The following is a 25,527-nucleotide window of genomic DNA, read 5'->3' on the forward strand; positions in this document are numbered from 1 at the left end:
CCCGCACCCTCGGCAACCTGGCGCGCCTCCTAGACCGAGACCCGACCCCCCACGACGAACGCGCCACCGAGATAACCACCCTTTGGACCGCGGAGTAGAGCCGGGCAGGAGCACTCGGCCGAACTGGGGGCCTCGGCGGGCATACGGCGTTAGCGCTGGAATGCCGGGGGCGGCAGAGCCGTTGGCCCGGATGTGAAGAGCATCGGTTTTCTCTCGTTCGGGCACTGGAGCGACAGTGCGGGGTCGCGGACGCGGTCGGCCTCCGACGCGCTGCTGCAGTCGATCGACCTGGCCGTGGCGGCGGAGGAGCTGGGCGCCGACGGCGCCTACTTCCGGGTGCACCACTTCGCGAGGCAGCTCGCGTCACCCTTCGCGCTGCTCTCGGCGATCGGCGCGAAGACGTCCCGCATCGAGATCGGCACCGGCGTGATCGACATGCGGTACGAGAACCCGATGTACTTCGCCGAGGACGCCGGCGCCGCCGACCTGATCGCCGGTGGACGGCTGCAGCTCGGCATCAGCCGCGGATCGCCGGAGCAGGTCATCGACGGGTGGCGGTACTTCGGGTACGAGCCGGCCGAGGGCGAGACCGACGCCGACATGGCGCGCAGGCACACCGAGGTCCTGCTCACGGTGCTGCAGGGCAGGGGCTTCGCCAAGCCCAACCCGCGGCCGATGTTCCCCAATCCGCCCGGGCTGCTGCGCGTCGAGCCGCACTCGGAGGGGCTCCGCGAGCGCATCTGGTGGGGCTCGGGCTCCAACGCCACCGGCGTGTGGGCGGCCAAGCTCGGGATGAACCTGCAGAGCTCCACGCTCAAGGACGACGAGACGGGCGAGCCGCTGCACGTCCAGCAGCGCAAGCAGATCGAGGCGTACCGGCAGGCGTGGAAGGAGGCCGGGCACGAGCGCGAGCCGCGCGTGTCGGTCAGCCGCAGCATCTTCGCGCTGACCAGCGACCTGGACCGCGCCTACTTCGGCCGCGACACCGACGACAGCGACAAGATCGGCATGATCGACGAGAACACCCGGGCGATCTTCGGGCGCTCGTACGCGGCCGAGCCGGACGTGCTGGTCAAGCAGCTCGCCGAGGACGAGGCGATCCAGGCGGCGGACACGCTGCTGCTCACCGTCCCCAACCAGCTCGGCGTGGACTACAACGCCCACGTCCTGGAGAACATCCTGACCCACGTGGCCCCCGACCTCGGCTGGCGCTGACCCACCACCCCCGGCACCGGACGTACCACGGAGGCGTGGGCAGTCGGGCGGCCCAGTTCGTTGAGCAGGGGGCCGCCCTTTGCCGTTGCCTCCGGTGTCGCGTCAGCGGACGGGAGGCGCCAGTTGCGGTGGGCCTCGCATGATTCGGCGGCAACCGACCAGGAGCCAGCCGAGGAGGCTACGCCGACGGCGTGGCTCCGGGGCGGCAGGCCAGAACTCATCTCTTGCGGGAGGCACCTTCCTTATCGGCGTGTCCCAGGTACCGTCGAGCGCCCGAGGTGGTGATACCTCGTGCTGGGCATGGAGGCTTCCAACGCTCCGGAGAGCCAAGCACTCAACGAACGAGTCGATGCGTCGGGCGAGATCAAAGGCGTCTTCGCCTCGACCAGCTGATCTGGCAGCAAGGCCCATAGGGAGCCGGTGTACTCGCCCAGTAGATGCACATGCCGGGGTAGCGTCGCCGCAGGGCTTCCACCGTCTGGTCAAGATCGGCCTCCTCCGCCAGGCCGGGGTTCCACACGGCGTGTCATCCTCGGCTACTCCGACCCGCTGGACCCCGACATCTGCTACTCCGAAGGCATCTACGGCAACGTCTACATCGAAGGCGCAGACCACGTGGCCCGATGCAACGCCGCCTTCGATGCCATCTGGGACGCTGCCCTTGGCGAGGACCAGAGTGCAGCTCTCATCACCGCAATCGCCGCAGAGCTGTAGATACCCTGACCGTATGACCCCCTCCGCAGACCCGTCCTCCGCCGTATGGCGCAAAGCCTCCAAGAGCACCGCGACGGGCAACGAGTGCGTCGAACTCGCCGCCATGACCGACGTCATCGCCGTGCGCGACTCCAAACGCCTTGCCGGACGCGACGTGACGATGACGCGTCCGGCGTTCACGCGGCTGGTCAATGAGATCCGCCGAGGTCAATACGACCTCTGAAGCGGAGCGGCGGCTGGCCCATCAGAGCCCTGCTCCAATCCACCCGGTGGTGAGGTCGACTGCCCAATGGCATTGTTTTGTTTCCAGACGAATCACGCGCCTCGAATACGCCGCAAGGGAGATCACCGGAGATGGCTAGGGTCACCCCCCGTACATGGCGTCGCTCTTCATACAGCACCAGTGGTGAAAACTGCGTGGAAGTCCCCGCCCTGGCGCCTGAGCTGGAGCGCCAGGAATTCGGCCAGGTCCCTTGGACAAAGAGCACGCGCAGCCAGCAGACGACTGATCAGTGCGTCGAGCTGGCGAGTGTCCGCGGCTACGCGGCCGTGCGGGACTCCAAAGATCCGGAAGGCCCCCTGCTCATCATCACAGGTCAGGCCTGGCAAAGGCTCAGCCGCCAAATCAAGACCGGCGCCTTCGACCAGGGGTGAGTGGGGCGGAGACTTGCTCCGTGCATCGTTAGCAGGTGACCCCTCCGCAGGGACGGCGGAGGGGCCGCCTGCAGATGGTCACTCGTCCAGGTAGAGCAGGGCGGTGATGGTCTTCTTGCAGATGTCGCAGTGCATGGGTGCTTCCTCGGAGGCCAGGTCGCATTCGACCGTGGTGACGCGGTCGATGAAGCCGGTCGCGGGTACGCAGCGCACCAGCGCAGGTCAGGCGGTACTGGGGGAGCCGGTGTCTGGGGCGTGGTAGAGCAGGCGGCGGAGCATGTCGGTGATGGTGACGACGCCCAGCACCGAATCTCCTTCGGTGACCAGGGCGAGCTGGTTGCCGGTCCGGCGCATCCGGGTCAGCGCGGTGTAGACCGGGGTGTCGGCCTCGACCCGGTGGGCCGGCCTGGTCAGGTGCTCGATCCCGGAGGTCTCGGGCAGGGTGAGGGTGTCCCGGACGTGCACCACCCGCCAGGCGGTGCCGGGCCCTGGCACCAGGATGCGCAGGTGGCCGGACGCATGGCCGGTCGCCTGGACCTCGGCCACGGTCGCGCCCGGGGCCACGGTGGTCGGTGCGGTGCCCGGCTTGACCAGGTCTCCGATCCGCAGGCTGCTCAGATCCAGGGCCTCGGAGAGCTGGGCCGAGTATCCGGCGTCCAAGGCGCCGACGTTCGCCGAGTGCTCGACCAGGTGGCGCAGGGCGTCCGGGTCCTGGCCCGACTCGACCTGGTCGGCGGACTCGACGCCGACCTTGCGCAGGCACCAGTTCGCCGACTCGTTCAGCGCGCGCAGCAGCGGCCGGGTCACCCGCATGAAGCCGCGCATCGGCAGCGCCAGCATCGTCGCCGACCGCTCCGGATGCGCGATGGCCCACGACTTGGGCGCCATCTCCCCGACCACCAGGTGCAGGAACGTCACGATGACCAGCGCCAGCGCGAAGCCCGCCGCGTCGGCGAGCCACCCCGGCGCGTTCAGCGAGGCGATCAGGGGAGTGAGCCAGTGGTGCACGGCCGGCTTGGTGATCGCACCCAGCGCCAGCGTGCAGATCGTGATGCCGAGCTGGGCACCGGCGAGCAGCACCGTCAGTTCGGACGCGCTGCGCAGCGCCGCCCGGGCCGACCGGCTGGTGGGCGCGGCGTCCTCCAGCCGGTGGCGCTTGGCGGCGATGAGCGCGAACTCCACCGCGACGAAGAAGGCGCTGAGCGCGATGATGGCGACGGTCGCGGCCAGGACCACCCAGGGGCTGCTCATCGGTCCGCCTCCTCCTGGCCGGCCGGGGCCCCGGTGGGCTCGGTGGTGACGTGCAGCCGGATCGACGAGGGCACGTGGTTGTCGACGTCGAGCACCGTCACGTGGACGAACCGGGCGGGCGGCTCGTCGCTGTGCGCGAGGTCGGCCGGGTCGGGCGGGAGCGCGATGTCCAGTTCGGCGCCGATCTCGGGAAGCGCGCCGTACTCGGCGATCACCAGGCCGGCGATGGTCTCGTAGTCGCCCTCGGGCAGCCGGTGGTCGATGGTGCGCTCGACCTCGTCGATGTGGAAGCCGCCCGGGATGACCCAGGCCGTCCCGTCGGCGAGCGCCGCGGGCTCGGGGACGTCGGTGTCGTGCTCGTCGGTGATCTCGCCGACGAGTTCCTCGGCGAGGTCCTCCAGGGTGAGGATGCCGGCGAAGCCGCCGAACTCGTCGATGACGCAGGCGAGCTGGGTGCGGCCGTCCGCCAGCCGGTCCAGTGCGGTCGGCAGCGCCATCAGCGTCGGCACGACGGTCGCCGGACGCATGATCGAACTGATCGGGGCCGCGGGATCGGCGGCGGTCAGCACGTCGTCCAGGTGCGCGACGCCGACCACGCGCTCCTCGTCGTCCAGGACGGGGTAGCGCGAATGCCCGGTGCTCATCGCGCGCCTGACCTCGCCGATGGGCGTGGTGTCGTCCACGGTGTCGACCTGGGCTCTGGGGATCATGGCGTGCTCGACGTCCCGGCGCGGGAAGTCCAGGATGCGGTCCAGCAGGATCGACAGGTCGGCCGGCAGGTCGCCGCTGCGCCGGGAGTCGGCGACGATGTGCGCAAGATCCCGCTCGGTCGCCGAGTGCTCTACGTCGTGCACCGGCTCGATCCGCAGCATCCGCAGCAGCAGGTTCGACGACTGGTCGAACACCCAGATGAGCCAGCCGAACACCTTCAGGTAGACGAGCGTCGACCGCGACAGCCACCGGGCGACCGGTTCGGGCCGCGCGATGGCCAGGTTCTTGGGGAACAGCTCGCCGAACACCATCTGCACCAGGGTGGACAGCCCCAGGGCCAGCACGGTGCCCGCCGCCACGCCGACGCCGGTGGAGACGCCGGCCCCGCCGAGGATGTCGCCGAAGGCCCGGCCGACCAGCGGTTCGGCGACGTAGCCGACGAGCAGCCCGGTCACCGTGATGCCGAGCTGCGCGCCGGACAGCATGAACGAGGTGCGGCGGGTGACCCGCAGCGCGCGGGCGGCGGCCCCGTCACCGGCTCCCGCCCGCGCCTGCAGGCGAGACCGGTCCACCGCCATGTAGGCGAACTCCTGGGCGACGAAGTAGCCGGTCAGCGCGGTGATCAGCAGGATCACCGCCACGCCCAGGACGAGCGACAGCAGAGTGATCAACTGTGTCCCGCCCGCGGGTCACCGGCCGGGGCCGCGGCGGGATCGCAATAGTGGTTCATGGGCCTCTCTGGGAGCGGATCATCTCTCCCAACGACGAACTACCTGGTCAGGTTCCGGTTCAAACGTTCTTCCCTCGCGGGCGGCGAGGCCGGTCTCACAGGAGGAAGAGGAGCATGGCGGCGACCGCCACGTCCAGGACCCCGCAGGCTTCGGCGTACGAGCGGGACACCACCTTGTCGAGCTTCAGGTGGACGGCGTCCCAGATCCCGTGGAGGAGCCAGCCCGCCGCCACCAGGTAGCGGCCCAGGTCGGGGTCCACGGCCATGCCCACCAGCGCGATCGCCCCGAATCCGAGCATCCCCGCGGCCTGGATCCCGAAGGAGTGCCGCCCGTTCGCCGTCCCGGTGACGGCCCCCCACACCAGCAGGACCAGCGCGGCGGCGACGGCGACGGTGGTCAGGTCGATCACGTCCAGCAGCTCGATCACGAAGACGGCCGCGACCATGCCGCCGATCACCGGCCATGACGCCTCGCGCCGGCCGATCTGGTCGAGGATCAGGTACTCCAGGGCCAGCAGGAGCACTACGGGAGCGAGCCCGGACACCGCGTCGGCCGCGTCGCCGAGGCCGCCGCCCCAGACGAGCGCCGCGGCCGCCAAGGCGACCGCGGTGGGCCAGCGGCGCGCCGCCTTCCACAGCGGCCCCTGGCGCTCACCCGCCACGGCGGTCATCGCGCGACCTTCGGGGAGCGGTGGGCGAACTCGTCGCGGCGGCGGAGCATGACCAGGAGCATGAGCGGGAGCATCAGCGCGTGTTCGAACATCATCAGGGAGTCGGTGGAGACGACGTCCAGCCACAGGAGGGGGAGGAGGACGGCGAGGGGGGCGAACATCGCCGCGCACATCTCCAGGGAGCCGGCCCAGCCGTGGCCGCGGACGCGCATCCAGATGAGCATCCCGGCCGACATGTCGAACGCCATCTCCAGCGACGCCAGTTCGGGCTGCCGCCCCATGGACAGCTCCCCTCCCGTGAGCGCCAGGACGCCCCGGACGGCGCCACCGAAAATCAGCATTCCGGCAGCCATCGCCAGGAGCATTTCCACGTAGTGCTGCGCGAAATGCCCCCAGCCGCCGTGATGGCGTGTGCCGGCCTCCGGAGCGAGCGCGATGTCGGGCTGAGGTTGCATGACGGTCCTTCCTCGTTGCGCGGTCGGGCTTTCCGACGTCCTCAGCCTGCGAGAAGGCGACGTCCCCCAGTAGTGACGGACCGGCACCGGCGCGCATGACATCTGTCATCCGCATTCCTCACAAATGACATACGGCGCGAATGGTGTGCTGCTGGAAGAATGGCCGTGTGCGTGACCAGGGGAACGAGGGCGGGACGGGCCTGGCGGGTTTCCGCCGCTACACCTGGTGGGCGGTCCCGGGGACCAGCGTGGCGCTCCTCGTCCTGTTCACCGGCGACTGGATCCTGGACGGCGCGGTGCCGGTCCGGCTGCGGATCCTGTGCGCCGCCGCGCTGGTCATCGAGGTGGCCGCGGTCGTGGTGCTCCTCAACCGGCGCATGTCGGCCGGCGGGCAGCCGCCACCCCGACCGCCGGCGGGCTGGCCGGCCGCCGGGGCGCTCGCCGCGCTCGTGCTGGCCCTGTGCCCGCTCGCGCTGCGCGACTACGGGCTGTGGCCCATCGCGCCCGCCATCATGACGGCGGTCGCGGCGACCTACCTCGACGGGCCGCGCCGCAGGTGGCTGGTCATCGGCGCGGTGCTCCTCGCGGCGCTGCCGGGCGGCGCCGTCAGCCTGGCGACCGGGGACGGCCGGCTCCTGTACGCGGCGCTGTTCCCGCCCGGGGTCACGGCGTTCGTCGTCTGGGCGATGCTCGGCCCCCTGTGGGCCTGGGACATCGCCGGGCGGCTGGACGAGGCGCGCCGACTGTCGGCGGAGCTGGCCGTCAAGGACGAGCGGCTGCGCTTCGCCGCCGACCTGCACGACATCCAGGGCCACCACCTCCAGGTCATCGCCCTGAAGAGCGAGCTGGCCGCCCGGCTCGCCGAGGCCGACCCGGAACGCGCCACGGCCGAGATGAGGGAGGTGCAGCGCCTCGCCACGGACGCCCTCCGCGACACCCGCGCCGTCGTGCGGGGCTACCGCCGCACCAGCCTGGACGACGAGATCGCCAACGCCACCCGCGTCCTGGCCTCCGCCGGCATCGACGCCCGCACCACAGCGGACCCCGCCGCCGTCGGCGAGACCGCCCGCCACCTGCTGGGACTGGTGATGCGGGAGGCCACCACCAACCTCCTCCGCCACAGCCGGGCACATCACGCGACGATCGACTACCGCGTCACCGCTGGCGTCGCGCGGCTCCGGGTGAGCAACGACGGCGTCCTCGACAGCCCTGACGACGTCCCCTCCGGCACCGGCCTGCGGGGCCTCGCCGCCCGGCTGGCCGCCGCGGGCGGCGACCTCGCCTGGACCCGCGACGGCGACCGGTTCGAGGTCACGGCATCGCTGCCCGCCGTCCCGGCCGAGGAAGGCCGGGCCGGCGAGGTGGCGGGAGTGGGGGAGGGGCCGCGATGATCCGCCTGCTGATCGCCGACGACGAGGAGATGCTCCGCAGCGCCCTGGCGGCCCTGCTCGCGCTCGAAGAGGACCTCGTCGTCGTCGCCGAGGCGGCCACGTCCACCGACGCGGTCCGGCTGGCGCGCGAGCACCGCCCGGACATCGCGGTCCTGGACCTGGAGATGCCGCCCACGGACGGGCTGCGCGCCGCCGAGGAGATCCGGGCCGCGACGCCGGCGCAGATCGTCCTGGTCACCCGGCACGCGCGACCCGCGGTGCTGCGCCGCGCCCTGGCCGCCGGGGTGCGCGGCTTCGTTCCCAAGACGACCCCGGCCGCCCGCCTCGCCGAGATCATCCGCGACGTCGCCGCCGGCCGCCGCTACGTCGATCCCGACATCGCTGCCTCCGCCCTCACGGAGGACGAGTGCCCCCTCACCGAACGCGAACTGGAGGTCCTCGCCGCGGCACGCACCGGCGCGTCCGTCAACGAGATCGCCGCCCAGGTCCACCTGGCCCCGGGAACCGTCCGCAACTACCTGTCGGCCGCGATGACCAAGCTGCACGCCTCCACCCGGCACGCCGCCGCCCACCACGCCTGGCAACAGGGCTGGATCTAGCGCGGCGACCACACCGGGTCAGCAAGCCGTTGACTTGCGGCGTGTTGTTGTTATCCGGCCTCCCATAACAACGACACGCCGCAAGTCAACGAAGTCGGGCGAGATCTTTAGGGCTTCGGGGGCGGGGGTAGGGCACTTGGACGTCTAGAAGGAGTTGCCGCATGCCGGATGCAGTGTCAGAGCCCCGGGAGATCACCGCCGCCGTCGTGAAGGAGAAGGGCGCGTTCGAGCTGGCGCCGGCCGTGCTGGAACCCCCGCGCGACGACGAGGTGCTCGTCCGCGTCGTCGCCGCCGGCCTGTGCCACACGGACCTGGTGGTCCGCGACCAGGTCTACCCCGTCCCGCTGCCGGTCGTTCTCGGGCACGAGGGCGCGGGCGTCGTCGAGGCGGTCGGCTCCGCCGTGGAGAAGGTGGCGCCGGGCGACCACGTCGCCGTCAGCTTCCTGCCCTGCGGCCGGTGCCGCCCGTGCCTGGACGGGTCGCCCGCCAGCTGCGCGAACTTCAACGACATCAACTTCGCCGGGCAGCGCCCGGACGGTTCGCACGCGCTGAGCCTTCCCGGCGGGGGGACGCTGCACGACCGGTTCTTCGGGCAGTCGTCGTTCGCCACCTACGCGATCGCGAACGAGCGCAACACCGTCAAGGTGCGCGAGGACGCGCCGCTGGAGCTGGTCGGTCCGCTCGGCTGCGGCATCCAGACCGGCGCCGGCACCGTCCTGCACGCCCTTGAGGTGGGGCCGGGCGCGACGTTCGCCGTGATGGGCGCGGGCGCCGTGGGGCTGAGCGCGGTGATGGCCGCACGGGTGGCCGGCGCGACCACGATCATCGCCGTCGACGTCGTCCCGTCCAGGCTGGAACTGGCCGCCGAGCTCGGCGCCACGCACGTGGTCAACGGGGCCGAGCAGGACGCGGTCGCCGAGATCCGGCGCATCACCGGCGGCGGCGTCGACCGCGCCCTGGACACCACCGGCCTGCCCGCCCTCATCGGCCAGGCGGTCGAGGCGCTGCGGCAGCAGGGGAGCGCGGCCGTCCTCGGCGCCTCCAGCCCGGACGCGAAGATCGAGCTGCCGGCCAACGCGTTCATGCAGAGCTGCAAGACGCTCATGGGCGTCGTGGAGGGCGACAGCGTCCCGGACGTGTTCGTCCCCCAGCTCCTCGACCTCTACATGCAGGGCCGCTTCCCGTTCGACCGCCTGGTCCGCTTCTACGACTTCGACCAGATCCAGCAGGCCGCCGCCGACACCGAATCCGGCGCCGTCGTCAAACCGATCCTCCGCATGTCCTGAGCGGGCCGCCTTCCGGGCGGGCGGTGGGCGGCGGCGTGCCGGGGGCCGCGAGGGCGGCCGCCCGGTGCTCGCGGGGGCTCATGCCGTAGCGGGCGCGGAAGGCGCGGCTGAGGCCGGGCGCGTCCGGCATGCCCCAGCGGGCGCCGATCTCCGCGATGGACCTCCCGGCGAGCCGCGGCGCGGCCAGGTCGTCGAAGCAGCGGCGCAGCCGCTCCTCGCGCAGCCAGCGCCCGAACGTGGTGCCCTCGCGGGCGAACAGCCGGTGGAGCTGGCGCAGCGAGATGCTGTGGGCCGCCGCGACCTTCGGCGGGGACAGGCACGGGTCGGACAGGTGGAGCTGCATGTAGAGCCGGACCCGGTGCGGCAGTTCCTCCCCCGGCGCGGTCGGCGGACGGTCGAGCCCGCCGAAGGGGGCGAGCGCGGTCGCGATGAGGTCCAGCGCCATCTCGGCGAGCCGTTCCCCGGTCTCCGGGCTCGCCGCGTCCGCGACCCGGGTGGCGTTGACGATGAACGGGGAGACCAGGCGGCCGATCATGGAGTCGACCGCGATCCGGTGGGCCGTGGCGCCGTCCGGCTCGATGCCGCGCTCGCGCAGCGCGGCGCGAGGGAACTGCAGCACCAGGTGGTCGAACCGCGGGCCCTGGAAGTCCACCAGGTAGGGGCGCCTGCTGTCGAACAGCGCCAGGTCGCCCGGCCGTAGGACGGCCCGCCGCCCGTCCTGGTGGCCGATGGTCCGGCCGTTGAGCTGCAGCGCGAGCAGGCAGACGTCCTCCTCCGCCGCGCGCAGGTGGCGGCGGGACCGCTCGGCGGTCATCGGGTCGGTCACGATGCGGGTGGCGCGGATCGGCCCGACGTGGTGGTCCCGCACCATGCCGCGGAAGCTCCCGCCGCCGGTCTGGGCCACGTCCAGCTTGATGAAGGTCGAGCAGATGACCTCGTGCCAGTACGCGATCCGGTCGCGCGGCGCGACCTGTTCGGTGGAGAGCACCCGTCCCACGGAAGCAACGCTAGGACGGTGGATTCCGCCGGACAAGCCGTGACTTGTCGCTCCGTGCCAGATCGCTTGTCGCTGCGCGCAACGACCGCCCGCCGCCCGGATCCGCCTCCTAGCGTCGTCGGCATCTCCGGACATACGAGGAGGGAACATGCTGATCAGAGCGGGAATGCTGCCGGTCGACGCGGCGGCGCGGTTCGCCGGGCGGACGGCGCTCACCACCCCCGGCGGCACCCAGACGTTCGCGGAACTGGACGCGTTGGCCAACCGCGTCGCGACCGGCCTGGCCGCCCTCGGCGTCGGCGTGGGGGAGCGGGTCGGCGTGCTCTCCCACAACCGGGCCGAGGTCGTGCACGCCTGGCTGGGATGCGAGCGGGCCGGGATCGTCCGGGTCGTCCTGCACAGCCACTTCGACATGGCCGCGCACGCGGACCTGCTGGAGCAGGTCGGCGCCCGCGGGCTGGTCTTCGACACCCGCTTCGCCGGGGACGTCGAGGCGCACCTGGACCGGCTCGGCGACCTCCTGCTGATCGCGGTGGGCGAGGAGACGCCGTCCTGGGCGATCTCCTGGGCGGACGTGCTGGCGGCCGGGTCCCCGGTGGCCGAGCCCCTGGACGTGGACGAGGACTCGCCCGCGTTCATCCAGCCCACCTCGGGCACCACCGGCCCGCCCAAGCCCTGGACGGTCAGCCACCGCTCGTGGGCGGCGGTGATCGACCAGAACCTCCACCACGTCGACACGTTCGCCCCCGGGCTCGAACCGGTCGGCCCGTCCGACGTCGTGCTGCACGCGCACGCGCTGCAGTGGGCGACGGGCTTCCAGCTGCTCTACCCGTACCTCGTCCGCGGTGCCCGGACGGTGCTCGTGGACGACTCCGCCTTCGACCCCGCCCACGTCCTGGACGTCATGCTCGCCGAGGGCGTCACCGGCCTCCTGCTGCCGGCGCCGATGCTCGACCCGATCCTGGACCTCGTCGAGCTGTACGGCGGCATCGACCACTACCTGCGCAGGCTGGTGGTGTTCTTCGCGACCCCCGAGATCCTGGAGCGCGCGGCCGTCCTGCTGGGGCCGGTGTGGTGCCACGGGTTCGGCTCGACGGAACAGGGCGCGGTCACCACCCGCCTGCTGGCCTCGGACGTCGCCGAGGACCCGGAGCGGATCACCAGTGTGGGGCGGCCCGCGTCCCCGTTCTTCGAGGTGGCCGTCGTGGACGACGCGGGCCGGCGCGTCCCCGCGGGCCGGCTGGGCGAGATCGTCGTGCGCAGCGCGATGTCGATCGGCCACTACTGGGGCATGCCCGAGCGCACCGCGGACGCCTTCCTGCCCGGCGACTGGTTCCGGCCCGCCGACGTCGGCTACCTGGACGAGGACGGCTTCCTCTACTACGTCGACCGCGCCGCCGACTCGATCCCGACGTCGTCCGGCAGCGTGTACCCGCACGCGGTGGAGGCGGCGGTGCTGAAGCACCCGGCGGTCGCCAACTGCGGGGTCGTCGGGCTCGGGGACGACCGGGTCGTGGCCGCGGTCGTGCTCAAGGACGGGTTCGCCGACAACGAGGTCCTGCGGGCGGACATCGACCGCACGGCCGCGCCGGGGCTGTTCCCGCACGAGCGGCCCGAGATCCTCGTCGTGGACGAGCTGCCCTGCGTGCTCGACGGGGCGAAGGTGCAGCGCGCCGTCCTGCGCGAACGGCTGGCGGCGGGGTCGTGAACGCCACCCGGGCCGCCCTCCTCGCCGCCGAGGACCGCGTGCTGCTGCGCGACGAAGCGGGCCGGACGCGCACCGGGGAGGAGCTCGCCGGGCGGGTCGACCGGCTCGCCGGGGCGCTGGCCGGGCGCGGCCTGGCGGGCGGGCGGATCGGACTGTGGCACACCAACGCGATCGCGGCCGTCGAGGCGTCCCTCGCGGTCGAGTGGCTCGGCGCGACGCGGGTGCCCGTCGATCCCGGCGCGGCGCCCGCCGAGGCCGCCGCGATCTGGACGGCCGCCGACGCGGACGCCGTCCTGGCCGACCGCGAGCACGCCGGCGGCGGCGCGCTGGTGCACGATGACGACGAGCCGCTGACCGGACCGCCGGCGCCGCCCGTGCCGGAGGTCCCCGCGGACCGCACCCTGCTGCTCTACCCGCGGGCCGTCCGCGGCGGGGAGCTGATGGCGGTGCCGATCTCGTACGGCAACTGGGAGGCCACGATGTCCGCCAACACCGCCCTCTACCGGGGTGGCGGCTACGGGCCCGGCTTCGGGCCGGACGAGTGCTTCCTCACCGTCCAGCAGCTCATGCACGGCACCGGGCTCGTCGGGACGTTCCCGTTCCTCCGGATGGGGCTGCCGCAGGTGATCGTGCGCCGGTTCGACGCGGACGCCGTCCTCGACCTGCTCCGGTCCGGCACGGTCACCTCGACGATGATGGTCACCGGCATGGTCACCCGGCTCGCCGCCGCGGTCCGGCGCCGTCCGGGCGGGCTGGGCTCGCTGCGCCGCCTGCTCTACGGCGGGGCGCCCCTGCCGCCGGAGGAGCTGCGGGACGTCGCGCTCGTGCTCGGGGACGTCCTCGTCCAGATCTACGGCCGCCTTGAGGGCGGCTGGCCGCTCACCGTCCTCGACCAGGCCGACCACCGGGCCGTGGCCGAGGGCGACATGTCGCGGGCGGGGAGCTGCGGCCGTCCCGTCGCCGAGGCCGGGGAGCTGCGCATCGCGCCGTCCGGGGAGGTACGGGTCCGGTCGCCGATGGTGGTCGCCGAGTACGCCGACGCCGACGGCTGGTGCTCACTGGGCGACCTCGGCCGCCTGGAGGACGGCCACCTCCACCTCCGCGGCCGGCTCGACCGGATGATCAACACCGGCTACCACGTGTACCCGCAGGAGATCGAGGACGCCGTCCGCCGGATCCCCGGGGTGGCCGGCGTCCTCGTGCGCGGCGAACCCGACGGGCGGCACGGCGAGGCCGTCGTCGCCCACATCGTCCCCAGCGGCGGCACGTCCCCCGGGCCGCTGGTCGCCCGGATCGAGGCCGAGCTGAGATCCCGGTTCGCGCGGTACAAGGTCCCGCGCCGCTTCCTGATCACCGACGACCTGCCCGAGGACTGACCGGCTTCAGGCGCGTACGTGGCGCCGGGCCTTGTTAAGGAGGGTGGTGGAGTCCTCCGCGTAGCCCCAGGCCCGGTCGATCCCCTTGGTGCGGCCGGCTCGGGCGAGGTGGTGGCGGGCCCGGTCGTGGTCGCCGGCCCGGTAGAAGACGGCGCCGAAGTACTGGTGGGCCTCCAGGGCCCGGGGGTGGGGACGGGGATCGGACTGCCAGCGGTCGGCGGCGTCCGCCAGGGCGGCGTGGACGCGCGGGCGGGCCAGATAGGCGTTGAGGTCGTCCCATGTGCCGATATCTCCGCCGATCTCTATGTGCGCCAACGCCAGGACGGCGGTGACCGGGTCGCCGGGCGGGGCCGCGGCGACGGCGGACTCGGCGAAGTCGAGCAGTTCGGCGTCCGAGCCCCACCACTTGCGCGCGAGGGTCTGGGAACGGGTCATGTGGGCGGCGTACAGGAACGGGTGCCGGTCGGTCACCTCCTGCCAGAAGCGGTCCTGTGCGTCCCGTTCGAGCTGCATGCCGATGCCGTACCGGATCAGCCTCTCCCACGGGGCCGGGTCGGCGGGCAGCAGCGCCGCCGCGCGGTGGAGCGGCGGCCCCGCCTGGGAGAGGAGCTGCCAGAACTGGCCGAACTGCTCTTCGGTGACGTATTCCGCGCGGTAGGCCGAGCGCGCCTGCCATGCCTCCTCGATGCGGACGGCGCCCAGCAGGAGCTGCGCCTCGGGGTCGCCGGGAGTGGTGGCCGCCAGGTGGGCCAGTTGCGCGCTCTGCCCGGCGGCTGCGGTGGTGAGGTTCTCCAGGTAGAGGCAGCGGGTCTCGCCGTCGTCGCGGGTGCGGGCCAGCAGCTCCAAGCCCGCGCGCAGGTCCCCGTCGCCGACCCTGGGCAGGACCGCCTTCAGTGCCGCGTCGTCCCAGGGCGGACGGCGCCGGCGTTCGGCGAGTATCCCGATCAGCCCGTGGGACGCCATCGTCCGGGCCGGCTTCGGTTTGACGAACACCGGCTGCGGGGCGACGTCCAGAACGTCCTCGGACGGGGGCTGGACGTTGGAGCGCGCCGGCATCGCGACGACCAGGTGCTCGGGCACGTGCCGGTCGATCTCGGCGGCGGCCGTCCGGCCCCCGTGCCAGTGGTTCGGTTCGACACCGACGGTCAGGCCGTCCAGGCCGATCAGGACGCGCGCCCCGTCCGGCCAGCCGAGCACGGCGGCGCACTCGTCGAACCGGACCGTGGCCATCTCGGGCCCGGAGAGCAGGGTGGCCCCTTCCGGGCCGACGACCAGACCGATCCGGGGGTCGTCGGGCCGGGTGTGGACGGGACCCTCCACGGCGACCGTGGAGCCGGTCGGTGCGGGAGAGAAGCGCGCTCCCTGCGGCTCCTCGCCGGGCGGGAGCATCAGCAGTGCGCTGTCCAGGACGGCGCGGCCGACCTCCTGGACGTCCTGCGGCTTGACCGCGTCGAGTTCGGCCAGGAGTTCGTCGGTGGTCCGGGACGTGCCGCCCACCAGTTCGTTCAGGCAGTGGGACATGGCGCGGGAGGCACGGGCCTCGTCCGAGACCAGGAGGACGCGGCGTGCGGCCACCGCTTCGGCAAGTTCCGCGGCGTCCACGGGCTCGGCGGCGATGCGGTCCAGCTCGGCCAGGAACCGCTGCGTCAGTTCCGGCCGCACCTCGGCGAGCCCGTCGGCGTACGCGAGGATCTCGGCGTCTTCGCCGCCGCGGCGGTCGTACTGCACTTTCGTGGTGTAGCTGAGCGCGCCGTCCCGTCGCAGCACGTGGTGCAGGCGCCGTTCCAGGATGTCGGTGTAAAGCGTCGCGGCAACCGAGCGCTGCACGATGCCGGTCAGCGCAATGCCGTCGATCGGGTTGTGGAAATAGGCGGGTGTGCGCGGAAGAGCGCTGGTGGGCGCCGGAACGGGCCGCCGTTCACCTTCGGGAAGTACGAGCCGCAGCCCCTCGGGCGGCGGCCCGCCGATGAGGGCGAGTGCCGCGTTCTGGCGCGTGAACCAGCGCGCCGCCCATTCCTGGACGTCCTCGGCCGTGTGATGGGTCAGCCCGTGTTCCGGATAGGCGGGCAGGCCATAAGTGGCTGCTCCGTAACGCCACGTCAGCAGTTGCCCGGCCGCACCCGGGTCGCGCTTTTCGGCCTCGGTGCGCAGAATGTTCTTTTCCGCGTCCAGCCGGTCGAGCGGCAGCGCGCGCAGGGAATCGCAGACCGCCGCCAGGAACGCGGCGACCTTGCCGGCCTCGCCCTTCGTGACGAACATGGTGGTGGTGGACTCGACGATGCCGTTGTAGTGGTAGTCGGCATTGTCCACGGCGTGCAGGGTCAGATGCTCTACCAGATGGGTCATGCCGCCTCGCGCCAGCGTTTCGTCGGCGCGTCCCACCCGGAACACCAAGGCCGCCTGGCATTCGTCGCCGGGCCTGCCCTCGGTCCAGAAAACCGGCACACCGTCGACCTCTGCGCGCACTACGTCCACGTAACACCCCATTCGAGTCCGGGAGATCATACGATTCGTCCGTGCAGAAGACGAATACTTATCACTATCGTGCGCCTTTTCCGTCAACGCGCCTCCGGTACGCATGGGCTGTAACGCCGTTGCTGCTGCTCACGCTTGCAAGCGCGTTGCACTGGTCGGAGAACCGCCCCTTCGGGATGGACGACGTTCCACTCATGGCGCTGCTGTTGTGGCCGGCCATCCTGATCTGGACGGGGGCCAAGCTGCGGGCGGCGCGTCATGGGGACGCGGGCGAGGGCCGCACGATCCCGTTGGAACCGCCGCTCACCGTGTCTCCCGTGGTGCTGGCCGCCGGCGACCCCGCGCAGACGACGGTCTACTTCCGCAACGGCACCTTCGTCCCCGCCGGCCAGCGCGACGACCGGGCGGCGATCGCCTTCGCCACCGAACGCCTCGCCGCCCCGCGCGACCTCCGGGACTTCCGTGCCACGTCCGCTGACGGCGGCGGCCGGCTGGTCGCCTTCGACGACGTCACGGTCTGGCTGTCCCCGGACGAGATCAAGCACTCCGGCACGATCGACCTGGGCCGGCAGGCCGCCGCCAAGATCTCCCTGGACGCCCGCAACCCCGAGCCCATCCGCGTCCGCGCTGCGCAATGAGCGTCCGCCGGTAACGGCGGGAACCGGGCGGTGCGCAACGGCCGCGCGGTGTCATGCACAGGTCGTACGCTGTTCGGCGATGACTGCACGAGGTGTGGAGGGCGCGTACCAGGGGGCGCTCCGGGCGTTCCAGAACCCGATGCTCGATCTGCTCCACCGGACCTACGCGCCGTTCGTCGTGACGGTGCTGGCGATGATGTTCACGCCGGAGCGGTCGACGGTGGCGGTGGCGGACGCGCACGCGGAGCTCGGTGACGCGCTCGACCGGCTGCGGGCCGCGGGCTACGGCCAGGAGGACGACCAGCCGCTGCCGTCCGGGAACGCCCGCGACCTGTGCCGGCAGTGGGTGCAGGCCGGCTGGCTGGTGCGGCAGGTCACCGACGACGTCGAGGTGTACCGGCTGTCGGCGCACGGCGTCGGCGCGCTGGAGGTGGCCGGCCGGGTCGGCGGGGCGCGGACGAGGGTGTCGGAGTCGCGGGTCCGGACGCTGCTGGAGGCGGTCGAGCGGCTCGCGCAGGACGCCGACCCGGACGTGATGGCCCGGATGGCGCGCCTCCAGACGGAGATCGACCAGCGCCGCCGCGAGCTCGCGCGGCTGGAGAAGGGCGGCGAGGTCGAGACCGTCGGCGACGACCAGCTCCTCGAAGCGGCCGAGAACGTGCTGCACCTGGCGCGGGAGCTGCCCGCCGACTTCGCCCGCGTCGCCGAGTCGATCAAGGCGATGCAGCGGGACGTCGTCGCCGACCTGCGGCAGGACGTGCGGCCCACCGGGGAGGTGCTGCGCGAGTACCTGGAGCGCGGCAGGCAGATCATGGACGCGACGCCGGAGGGCCGCGCGTTCGCCGGGGCGCTGCGGCTGATCGGCGACCCGGCGCAGATCGACGACCTGTGGGGCCTGCTGCGCACCGTGCTCCGGCACCCGTTCACCGGGCAGATGCCGGAGCAGCAGCGCCGGGAGCTCGCCGAGATCGCGCGCCGCATCGAGCAGGGCGTGAAGGAGGTGCTGGCCGCGCAGCGCCAGGCGTCGCACGTCATCACCACGCAGGTGCGCAACCACGACCCCATGCGCGACCGGCAGGTCGACGAGCTGCTGCGGGACGTGATGTCCGGGCTGCACGCCTGGATGCCGGAGGCGCGGCGCGGCGCCGCCGTGGACCCGCTGCGCCGCCTGCCCGTGGCCGACGTCGGGCATCTGCGGCAGACCACGAGCGACCCGCGCCCGCCCCAGCCGCCGACGCCGCTGCAGGAGTGGGACGAGGTGGCGGACGTGCCGTCCGCGGACACGCGCGCCTGGGGCGGCCCCCAGTACGCCGAGCTGCACGCGCACCTGGCGGCGTTCGCGGGCGACGCCGAAGAGGCCGACGTCGCGGCGGCGTTCCGGGCGGCGGACGAGCGGATCCGGCGGCCGGTGGACCTGCTCGGCCTGCTGGAGATCGCGCACGGCCTCGGCATGACCGACACCGAAGAGGTCGCGGTGGTCGACGCGGTACGCCCGGACGGGTCCGGGCGGCGGTTCGCGTTCGGCGGCGTCCTGGCGGCCAACCCGGCGGCCAACTCGGCGGCCGACCCGGCGGCGGGAGACGCCGATGAGTGAGGTGGACGACGCGGCCGGCTTCATCGAGCCGGTCTCGATGGAGGACGACCCGGCCGAGCTGTTCGCGGGCGACACCGGCACGCTGGACGTGGACGTCCGGCGCGTGCTGGTCCGGCTGCTGCGGCGCAGGTTCCTGCTGGCCGAGAAGCACCCGGCGCAGTGGCGCACGCTGCTGGAGAACCAGCAGATCATCGAGTCGCGTCTGCACGACCTGTTCGTCCGGCTCGTGGTCGACCACGACCGGGGCATCGCCTACAAGCAGCAGGTGCGCTCGGCGGAGCTGGAGGTCCCGATCCTGCTGAGGGACGACCCGTACAACCGGGCCGAGACCCTGGTCCTGGTCCACCTGCGCACCGTCTACCAGCGTGAGCGCAGCACCGGTGAGACGTCCGCCCGGGTCGACATCGAAGAACTGGAGCAGACCGTCCTGACCTACTTCGACCCGGACGACCACAACCTCGCCCGCAGCCAGCGCGAGATCCAGAACGCCGTGCAGCGGCTCGCCGCCGACGGCCTGCTCACCGAGGAGTCCCAGGGGCGGTACCGCATCACGCCGCTGGTCGAGGTCGTGCTGAGCATCGAGCGGCTCACCGAGCTGAGCGGGTGGCTGCGGGAGCGGAACGGGGCCGCGACATGAGCATGATCGACACGCTGTTCGGGCTGATCCCGGCGGCGTCGCGGGGGCAGCAGTGGGTCGCGCGGGACCTGCAGCTCGTCAACTGGGGCGGGTACGACGGGTACCACCGCGTCCGGTTCGCGCCCGGCGCGACCCTGTTCAGCGGCGGCTCCGGCTCGGGCAAGTCGACGCTGATGGACTCCTACATCGCGCTGCTCATGCCGCACACGACGCCGTTCAACGGGGCGTCCAACGGCGGGGTGGTCGGCCGGCCCCGCGGCAAGGACCAGCGCAACATCCTGTCCTACGCCCGCGGGAAGCTCGACGAGTCGCGGGCGGACGGCGAGACGCGGCTGCGGGTGCTGCGCGGCGACGGCCGCGACACCTGGTCGGCGATCGCGATGACCTGGGCCGACCAGGGCGGGGCGATGTTCACCGCGCTGCGGGCCTGGTACGTGCCGTCGTCCGCGCGGTCCCTGGACGACGTCGTCGCGGTCCGCGCCACCCGGGACGACGCCTACGACCTGCGCGACCTGGACGGCGCCGCGGGCAGCAGGATGTCCCGCGCCGCCGTGACCGCGACCGGCCTGACCTGCTTCGACACCGACCGCGACTTCACCGCCCGGCTGCACACCGCGCTGGGCATCGGCGCCGCCGGGGACGGGCACAAGGCGGTCGGGCTGCTCGGCCGGATCCAGGCCGGGCAGCAGATCACCACGGTCGACGCCCTGTACAAGACGATGGTCCTGGAGGAGCCGTCCACCCTGGCGACCGCGGACGAGGTGGTGCAGCAGTTCGACGAGCTGTCCGGCACCCGGGGGCGGATGATCACCGCCCGCCAGCAGGTGCGGGCGCTGACGCCGATCCGCGACCACCGGGACACGATCGACCGCGCGGTGGACCGGCTGCGGGTGATCGAGGACGTCGGAGCGTTCACCGACCCGGAGTCCCCCGCCGCGCTGTGGCGGCACGAACGCCGGCTCGACCTGCTGCGCGCCGCCGAGGAGGACCTGACCGGCCGGCGCCGCCGCGCCGAGCAGGAGGTGCAGGAGACGGCCGCAGCGATCACGGCGGCCGAGTCCCGGCGGGAGGCGGTGCTCGGCACCTTGCGCGCGTCCGGCGGCGACCGGCTGGACACCGCGCTCCGCGAGATCCGCAACGTGGAACGGCGGCTGACCGAGGTCGAACGCGCCCGGGAGCGGCTCGACCGCGTCCTCGGCACCCTCGGCGCCACCGTCTCGACCGGCGAGGACTTCGCCGCGCTGGCCGACACGGCCCGCGAAGCCCTGACCGACTCCCAGGCACGCAAGACCGCCCAGAACACGTTCGCCGAGGCGACCGCCGAGCTGAAAACAGCCGAACGCGAGCTTGCCGACCTGCGCGACGAGCAGAAGGCGGTCAAGGCCCGCCGCGGCAACATCCCCACCGACCTGCACACCGCCCGCGACCGGCTGGCCGAGGCCGCCGGGCTCACCCCGGACGACCTCCCGTTCGTCGGCGAGCTGATCGAGGTGCGCACGGAGTACGAGACGTGGCGCGAGGCGTTCAACCTGGCGCTCGGCGGGTTCGCCACCCGGATGCTGATCGACGCCGCCCACCTGGACGCGTTCCGCGAGGCGATCAACGCGGTCAAGCTTCCCCGGCGCATCCACTTCGAGGGCGTCAACACCGGCATGCGCGACGAGATCGGGCTGGACGACAAGCGGCTCCCGGGCCGGCTCGACTACCGGCCCTCGCGGTTCACCGCCTGGCTGAAGAGCGAACTCGTCCGCGGCTTCGACTACGTCTGCGTCGAGACGCCCAAGCTGCTCGGGCAGTACGGCAAGGCGCTCACGATCACCGGCCAGACGTCGCAGCGCGGCCGGGGCGCGCACGGCGGCCACGGCCGCGCCAACCTCCTCGGGTTCAGCAACACGAGACTGCTCGCCGACCTCGACACGCGAATCGGACATGCCCGCGACCGCCACGAGGACGCCGTCGCACGCGCGACCGAGGCGGAGCAGGCCCTCAACTCGTTCGAGGAGAGACGCACCGCCTACCGGACCGTCACCGAACTGTCCTGGGACCAGGTGGACGTCGCATCCGTCGTCGCCGAACGGAAACGCTGGGAAGAGGTCGTCACCGAGGTCCGCGAGGGCAACCCCGAGATCGACCGTATGCAGCGGGAGTCGGACGACCTCAAGGAGCAGATCAGGCGGCTCACCGAGAAGGTGGGCGGCCAGAAGCAGCAGGTGGAGCGGCTCGTCCGCGACTGGGAGAAGATCGTCGACGAGGTGGACGGCGCCCAGCACGCGCTCGACACCGCCGCCGCGTCCGGCACCGAGGTCAGCGCCGACCACCGCGACTACCTCACCGGCCTGTTCGGCACCGCCCCCGCCGGCGCCGATCCCGCGACCGCGCTGGCCGACTTCGACGCCGCGCACCGCCGCGGCGTCGAGCGGATGAACGACGACCGGAAGTCGGCGGAGGAGGAGATCGGCCGCTCCCGCAAGGCGCTGCAGGACACGTTCTCGATATTCGTCGAGCGCTGGCCGAACCCGAACCTCGGCACCGACCCGGACGCGTCCTACCGCGACTTCGACCGGCTGCTCACCGACCTGGAGACGAGCGGCCTGCACGAGCTGGAGTCGGAGTGGCGCGACAGCCTCCTCAAACTCTCCGGCAACGACCTGACCAGCCTGGACAGCGAGCTCGCCGCCGCGGTCCGCGAGATCCGCGACCGGATCGACCCGGTGAACCGCATCCTCGCGGAACTGCCGTTCGCCGACGACCACCACCGGCTGCGCATCGACCCGCAGGAGAGCCACTCCGCGGCGCGCGCCCGGTTCCGCAAGGAGCTCCGCGACGTCCGCGCCCTGATCGACAAGGCCGCCACGGACACCGACCGCGAACGCGCCTACCACCGGATGGCCAAGGTCATCGACCACATCCGCCGCACCGCGCCCGACTTCGCCGACCTGATCGACGTCCGCAACCACGTCCGGATCAGCGCGGAGAAGTGCGACCTCGCCGGCGCGCACGTCGCGGTCTACGACCACATCGGGGAGAAGTCGGGCGGCGAGTCGCAGGAACTCGTCGCGTTCATCGTCGGCGCCGCACTGCGCTACCAGCTGGGCGACGCGGGCGCCGAACGTCCCCGCTACGCGCCCGTCTTCCTCGACGAGGCGCTGATCAAGGCCGACGCCCACTTCACCGGCCGCGCCATCGGCGCCTGGCGCGGCCTGGGCTTCCAGCTCATCATCAGCGCCCCCAACGACAAGCACAGCGCGATCGAGCCCCACGTGGACGCCGAATACCTGATCCTCAAGAACACCGAGGGCCGCTCCTGGGCGAAGCCCATCGTCGCCGTCCCCACCTCATGACCGGACACCTGCTCACCCCCTCCGACGCGATCGAGAAGCTCCACCGCCAGGTCGAACGGAAATGGCCGGCGTCCATATGCGCCGACTTCGGCGCCGGCGACCCCGTCACGTTCTCCGTCCCGCTCCGCCCCGGCGTCTCAACGGGCACCGCCGTGGCCCGCATCGGTTACGCCGCTTGGCACGAGTGGCACATGCACTGGCGCGAGTTCACCGACCGGCACCCAGACGTGCAGATCGTCCGCAAGCCGGTGTCGATCCAAGGCGTGAAGGCCGAATACCCCGCCACCCTCGTAGCGGATCTGGACACCGCCGCAGCCCTCGTCTCCGCCACGAATCCACCACCCGTGGACGTCGCCCGCGCCCGCGCGCTCGCATCGTCACTACTGCTCACCGGCGCGATCCTCACCCCGGCCACCCTCCGAGCCACCTGCCAACTCCAGACCGACGACGCCGAGGTGCTGCTCAGCGCGGTGACCTGGCTGCGCCGCAACCCGGACGCGAGCGCGTGGACCGCACGTCAGCTCCCGGTCCCGGGCATGCACACCAAGTGGCTCGACACCCACGGCGCGCTGCTGCGCGACGTCGCCGGACGCGACGTCCGCGACGAGGTCCGCGCCCGCCCGGCCGTCCTGCACCTGACCTACGCCGACCCGGAACACGCCGCCTCAGGCCGCCGCAGGCACGACGCGTGGACCACCGGCGACACGCACGACGTCGCCTACCGGCCGCGGATCGTCCTCGTCGTCGAGAACCGCGACTCCCGGCTCTGGTTCCCGCTGGTGCCGGACACGATCGTGGTCGAGGGCGGCGGCAAGGCGGCCGCGGCCCGCCTGGCGAACGTCCCCTGGCTTCGTGCCGCGGACCACGTCGTCTACTGGGGCGACATGGACGCGGACGGCTACACGATCCTCAACGGCTTCCGCGCCGCGCTGGCCGAGCCCGCCCCGGACGGCGCCCCACCGAAGCCGGTCACCTCGCTCCTGATGGACATGACCGACCTGCACCGCTACGCCGCCCACGGGGTGTACCACGACAAGAGCGGACGCCCGCTCAAGCCGTCCCCGACGGCCCTCTCACACCTCACCGAGGCCGAGACAGCCGCCTACAACACCATCGCAACCGCCGGCCCGACCCCCTTCCGCCGCATAGAACAGGAAGCAATCCCCCTCACAGACGCCGCGATCCGCCTGCTGGACGTCCTCCCGGAATCTCCTTCGTAGCCGGGATCTCCGCGGGCGTGGCCCTGGGGAGCCGGATCGTGGCGAGGAGGCCGCCGGTGGGGCGGGGGGTGAGGTCAAGGGTTCCGTCGTGGGCGCGGACGATGCTGTCCACGATCGCCAGGCCGAGGCCGACGCCGGCGTGCTCGTCGGTGCGTACGCGCTGCGTTCCGCGCTGGAACGGTTCGGTGATCGTCGATACCAGGTCCGCGGGGACGGGCCGGCCGGTGTTCTCGATCCGCAGCACGCTCTCGGCTGGCCGCGCTTCGGTGTGGACCGTGACGGTGCCGCCGGCCGGGAGGTTGTGGACGATGGCGTTCTGCACGAGGTTGGTCACCATCCGCAGAACGAGTTCTGCGGAGCCGAGGACCTGCGCCTTCTCGCCGGTGACGTCGAGGATGATCCCGCGCTTCTCGGCATGGGGGAGCAGCGTCTCGGCGGCCTCCTCGGCGGCGAGGGACAGGTCGACCGCCTCGCGGGTGAAGGTCTTGCGGCCGGCGCGGCTGAGCAGCAGGAGCGCCTCGGTGAGGTCGATCGCGCGGGTGTTGATGGTGGAGAGGCGTTCGACGAGTTCCGCCCGGTCGCCGGCGGGGTCCTCGCGGGCGGCGTCCAGGAGGGTCTTGGTGACGGCCAGCGGGGTGCGCAGCTCGTGGGAGGCGTTCGCGGCGAACCTCTCCTGCTCGGCGACGTGGGCTTCGAGCCGGTCGAGCATGGCGTCGAACACGTCGGCGAGCTCGCGGAACTCGTCCTCGCGGCCCGGCAGCCGGATCCGGTGGGACAGCGACCCGTTCGCCGCCGTCCGCGCCGCGTCCGCGACCCGGTTGAGCGGGGCGAGCATCCGGCCGGCGAGGACCCATCCGCCCAGCAGGCCGAACACCAGCAGGAAGCCCAGTGTCGCGACCGCGGCGGGCGCGAAGCCCCGCAGGAGTTCGGAGCGGTTCGGCCCGGTGATGAGCACGACGCCGGCCCGCTGCTGGATGCGTCCCGGCTCCTCGGGGACCCAGCGCAGGACGAACACCCAGACCACCGCCAGCAGCAGGGCGCCGGCGAGCAGGAGGAATCCGGCGTAGCTGATGGTGAGCTTCAGCCGGGCGCTGAGCCCCGGACGCCTATGCACCGGTGCCGCCGGCAGGGGCGGGGCCGGTGTCGATGCGGTAGCCGACGCCGGGCACCGTGGCGATCAGCCAGGGTTCGCCCAGTCGCTTGCGCAGCGCGGAGACGGTGATGCGCACGGCGTTGGTGAAGGGGTCGGCGTTCGCGTCCCAGGCCCGCTCCAGCAGCTCTTCGGCGCTGACCACACCGCCTTCGGCGGCGACGAGGACCTCCAGGACGGCGAACTGCTTACGGGTGAGCGCGACATAGCGCCCGTCCCGGAACACCTCCCGGCGGAACGGGTCGAGCCGCAGGCCCGCGATCTCCCTGACCGGGGGCCGGGCGTGCGCGCGGCGCCGGGCCAGCGCCCGCAGCCGCAGGACGAGTTCGCGCAGCTCGAACGGCTTGGTGAGGTAGTCGTCGGCGCCCAGCCGGAACCCGGTGGCCTTGTCGTCGATCCGGTCGGCTGCGGTGAGCATCAGGATCGGCAGGCCGCTGCCGGACGCGACGATGTGCTCGGCGATCTCGTCGCCGGACGGGCCGGGGACGTCGCGGTCGAGGACGGCGATGTCGTAGGCGTTGACGCTCAGCAGCTCCAGCGCCGTGTCGCCGTCGCCCGCGAGGTCGGCCGCGATCGCCTCCAGGCGGAGGCCGTCGCGGACGGCCTCTGCCAGCAGCGGCTCGTCCTCGACGATCAGCACTCTCATGCTCCCGATGGTAGGAACCGGTGTGTATCGCCGGTGTATCGAAAACCGCATACGCAGCGGCAACATCG

Annotated in this window: 22 protein-coding genes; 13 read left to right on the forward strand and 9 right to left on the reverse strand. The window is 72.4% G+C overall.

The window, feature by feature from the left end:
* The first annotated feature begins 192 nt into the window (after positions 1-192).
* The 3 genes from E1200_RS07880 (at position 193) to E1200_RS07890 (ending at position 2,583) form a co-directional block, all read left to right on the forward strand.
* A complete protein-coding gene (locus E1200_RS07880) occupies positions 193-1,215 on the forward strand; it encodes an LLM class flavin-dependent oxidoreductase (RefSeq protein ID WP_131951144.1) in 1,023 nt (340 codons plus the stop codon).
* Positions 1,216-1,942: 727 nt separating this feature from the next.
* Positions 1,943-2,152 (forward strand): DUF397 domain-containing protein, encoded by a 210-nt coding sequence (locus E1200_RS07885; protein WP_131951145.1) that lies wholly within the window; start codon positions 1,943-1,945, stop codon positions 2,150-2,152.
* A 131-nt stretch (positions 2,153-2,283) separates the two neighbouring features.
* Entirely contained in the window at positions 2,284-2,583 is a 300-nt protein-coding gene (locus tag E1200_RS07890; protein WP_131951146.1) for a DUF397 domain-containing protein, read from the forward strand.
* 78 nt (positions 2,584-2,661) lie between these two features.
* On the opposite strand, the gene E1200_RS35195 is transcribed toward E1200_RS07890, so the two are convergent.
* The 5 genes from E1200_RS35195 to E1200_RS07910 all read right to left on the reverse strand — a co-directional run bounded on the left by E1200_RS35195 (position 2,662) and on the right by E1200_RS07910 (position 6,401).
* On the reverse strand, positions 2,662-2,796 hold the full coding sequence (locus tag E1200_RS35195; protein ID WP_279484052.1) for a hypothetical protein: 135 nt from the start codon (positions 2,794-2,796) through the stop codon (positions 2,662-2,664).
* A 9-nt stretch (positions 2,797-2,805) separates the two neighbouring features.
* On the reverse strand, positions 2,806-3,834 hold the full coding sequence (locus tag E1200_RS07895) for a hemolysin family protein (RefSeq protein ID WP_131951147.1): 1,029 nt from the start codon (positions 3,832-3,834) through the stop codon (positions 2,806-2,808).
* On the reverse strand, positions 3,831-5,216 hold the full coding sequence (locus E1200_RS07900; RefSeq protein ID WP_131951148.1) for a hemolysin family protein: 1,386 nt from the start codon (positions 5,214-5,216) through the stop codon (positions 3,831-3,833). The genes E1200_RS07895 and E1200_RS07900 overlap by 4 nt, the downstream gene beginning before the upstream one ends.
* Positions 5,217-5,370: 154 nt before the next feature.
* Positions 5,371-5,946, reverse strand: coding sequence for a hypothetical protein (locus E1200_RS07905; protein WP_131951149.1), 576 nt, complete (start codon positions 5,944-5,946; stop codon positions 5,371-5,373).
* On the reverse strand, positions 5,943-6,401 hold the full coding sequence (locus tag E1200_RS07910; RefSeq protein WP_131951150.1) for a hypothetical protein: 459 nt from the start codon (positions 6,399-6,401) through the stop codon (positions 5,943-5,945). The genes E1200_RS07905 and E1200_RS07910 overlap by 4 nt, the downstream gene beginning before the upstream one ends.
* A gap of 167 nt (positions 6,402-6,568) precedes the next feature.
* On the opposite strand from E1200_RS07910, the gene E1200_RS07915 reads away from it, so the two are divergent.
* From E1200_RS07915 to E1200_RS07925, 3 genes are all read left to right on the forward strand, one after another.
* Positions 6,569-7,792, forward strand: coding sequence for a histidine kinase (locus E1200_RS07915; RefSeq protein ID WP_131951151.1), 1,224 nt, complete (start codon positions 6,569-6,571; stop codon positions 7,790-7,792).
* On the forward strand, positions 7,789-8,391 hold the full coding sequence (locus E1200_RS07920; protein ID WP_131951152.1) for a response regulator transcription factor: 603 nt from the start codon (positions 7,789-7,791) through the stop codon (positions 8,389-8,391). The genes E1200_RS07915 and E1200_RS07920 overlap by 4 nt, the downstream gene beginning before the upstream one ends.
* 161 nt (positions 8,392-8,552) lie before the next feature.
* Positions 8,553-9,677, forward strand: a complete 1,125-nt coding sequence (locus tag E1200_RS07925; RefSeq protein WP_131951153.1) for an NAD(P)-dependent alcohol dehydrogenase — start codon at positions 8,553-8,555, stop codon at positions 9,675-9,677.
* Here E1200_RS07925 and E1200_RS07930 read toward each other — a convergent pair.
* Positions 9,652-10,674, reverse strand: a complete 1,023-nt coding sequence (locus E1200_RS07930; protein WP_165950239.1) for a helix-turn-helix domain-containing protein — start codon at positions 10,672-10,674, stop codon at positions 9,652-9,654. The genes E1200_RS07925 and E1200_RS07930 overlap by 26 nt on opposite strands.
* 148 nt (positions 10,675-10,822) lie before the next feature.
* On the opposite strand from E1200_RS07930, the gene E1200_RS07935 reads away from it, so the two are divergent.
* Positions 10,823-12,382: a class I adenylate-forming enzyme family protein gene (locus E1200_RS07935; RefSeq protein WP_131951155.1), complete on the forward strand. Its 1,560-nt coding sequence runs from the start codon at positions 10,823-10,825 to the stop codon at positions 12,380-12,382.
* On the forward strand, positions 12,379-13,758 hold the full coding sequence (locus E1200_RS07940; protein ID WP_165950240.1) for an AMP-binding protein: 1,380 nt from the start codon (positions 12,379-12,381) through the stop codon (positions 13,756-13,758). Before E1200_RS07935 ends, E1200_RS07940 begins: the two co-directional genes overlap by 4 nt.
* A 6-nt stretch (positions 13,759-13,764) precedes the next feature.
* Here the strand turns inward: E1200_RS07940 and E1200_RS07945 are convergent, their stop codons facing one another.
* Entirely contained in the window at positions 13,765-16,233 is a 2,469-nt protein-coding gene (locus E1200_RS07945) for an insulinase family protein (protein WP_131951157.1), read from the reverse strand.
* A 194-nt stretch (positions 16,234-16,427) separates the two neighbouring features.
* Here E1200_RS07945 and E1200_RS07950 point away from each other — a divergent pair, with 194 nt between their 5' ends.
* From E1200_RS07950 to E1200_RS07970, 5 genes are all read left to right on the forward strand, one after another.
* Positions 16,428-16,871: a hypothetical protein gene (locus tag E1200_RS07950; protein ID WP_131951158.1), complete on the forward strand. Its 444-nt coding sequence runs from the start codon at positions 16,428-16,430 to the stop codon at positions 16,869-16,871.
* Positions 16,872-16,950: 79 nt separating this feature from the next.
* Positions 16,951-18,465, forward strand: a complete 1,515-nt coding sequence (locus E1200_RS07955) for a DUF3375 domain-containing protein (RefSeq protein WP_131951159.1) — start codon at positions 16,951-16,953, stop codon at positions 18,463-18,465.
* Positions 18,458-19,102, forward strand: a complete 645-nt coding sequence (locus tag E1200_RS07960) for a DUF4194 domain-containing protein (protein WP_131951160.1) — start codon at positions 18,458-18,460, stop codon at positions 19,100-19,102. Before E1200_RS07955 ends, E1200_RS07960 begins: the two co-directional genes overlap by 8 nt.
* Positions 19,099-22,443 (forward strand): SbcC/MukB-like Walker B domain-containing protein, encoded by a 3,345-nt coding sequence (locus E1200_RS07965; protein ID WP_131951161.1) that lies wholly within the window; start codon positions 19,099-19,101, stop codon positions 22,441-22,443. The genes E1200_RS07960 and E1200_RS07965 overlap by 4 nt, the downstream gene beginning before the upstream one ends.
* Positions 22,440-23,663 carry a DUF3322 and DUF2220 domain-containing protein gene (locus E1200_RS07970; RefSeq protein ID WP_131951162.1) on the forward strand — a complete coding sequence of 408 codons (1,224 nt, stop codon included), beginning with the start codon at positions 22,440-22,442 and terminating at the stop codon, positions 23,661-23,663. Before E1200_RS07965 ends, E1200_RS07970 begins: the two co-directional genes overlap by 4 nt.
* On the opposite strand, the gene E1200_RS07975 is transcribed toward E1200_RS07970, so the two are convergent.
* Both E1200_RS07975 and E1200_RS07980 read right to left on the reverse strand, forming a co-directional pair.
* Positions 23,611-24,777, reverse strand: coding sequence for a HAMP domain-containing sensor histidine kinase (locus E1200_RS07975; protein ID WP_131951163.1), 1,167 nt, complete (start codon positions 24,775-24,777; stop codon positions 23,611-23,613). The genes E1200_RS07970 and E1200_RS07975 overlap by 53 nt on opposite strands.
* Complete coding sequence (locus E1200_RS07980) at positions 24,770-25,459, reverse strand: response regulator transcription factor (RefSeq protein ID WP_131951164.1); 690 nt, start codon at positions 25,457-25,459, stop codon at positions 24,770-24,772. The genes E1200_RS07975 and E1200_RS07980 overlap by 8 nt, the downstream gene beginning before the upstream one ends.
* Between the last annotated feature and the right edge of the window lie 68 nt (positions 25,460-25,527).

It is taken from the genome of Actinomadura sp. GC306 (assembly GCF_004348665.1).
Classification (GTDB): Bacteria; Actinomycetota; Actinomycetes; order Streptosporangiales; family Streptosporangiaceae; genus Spirillospora.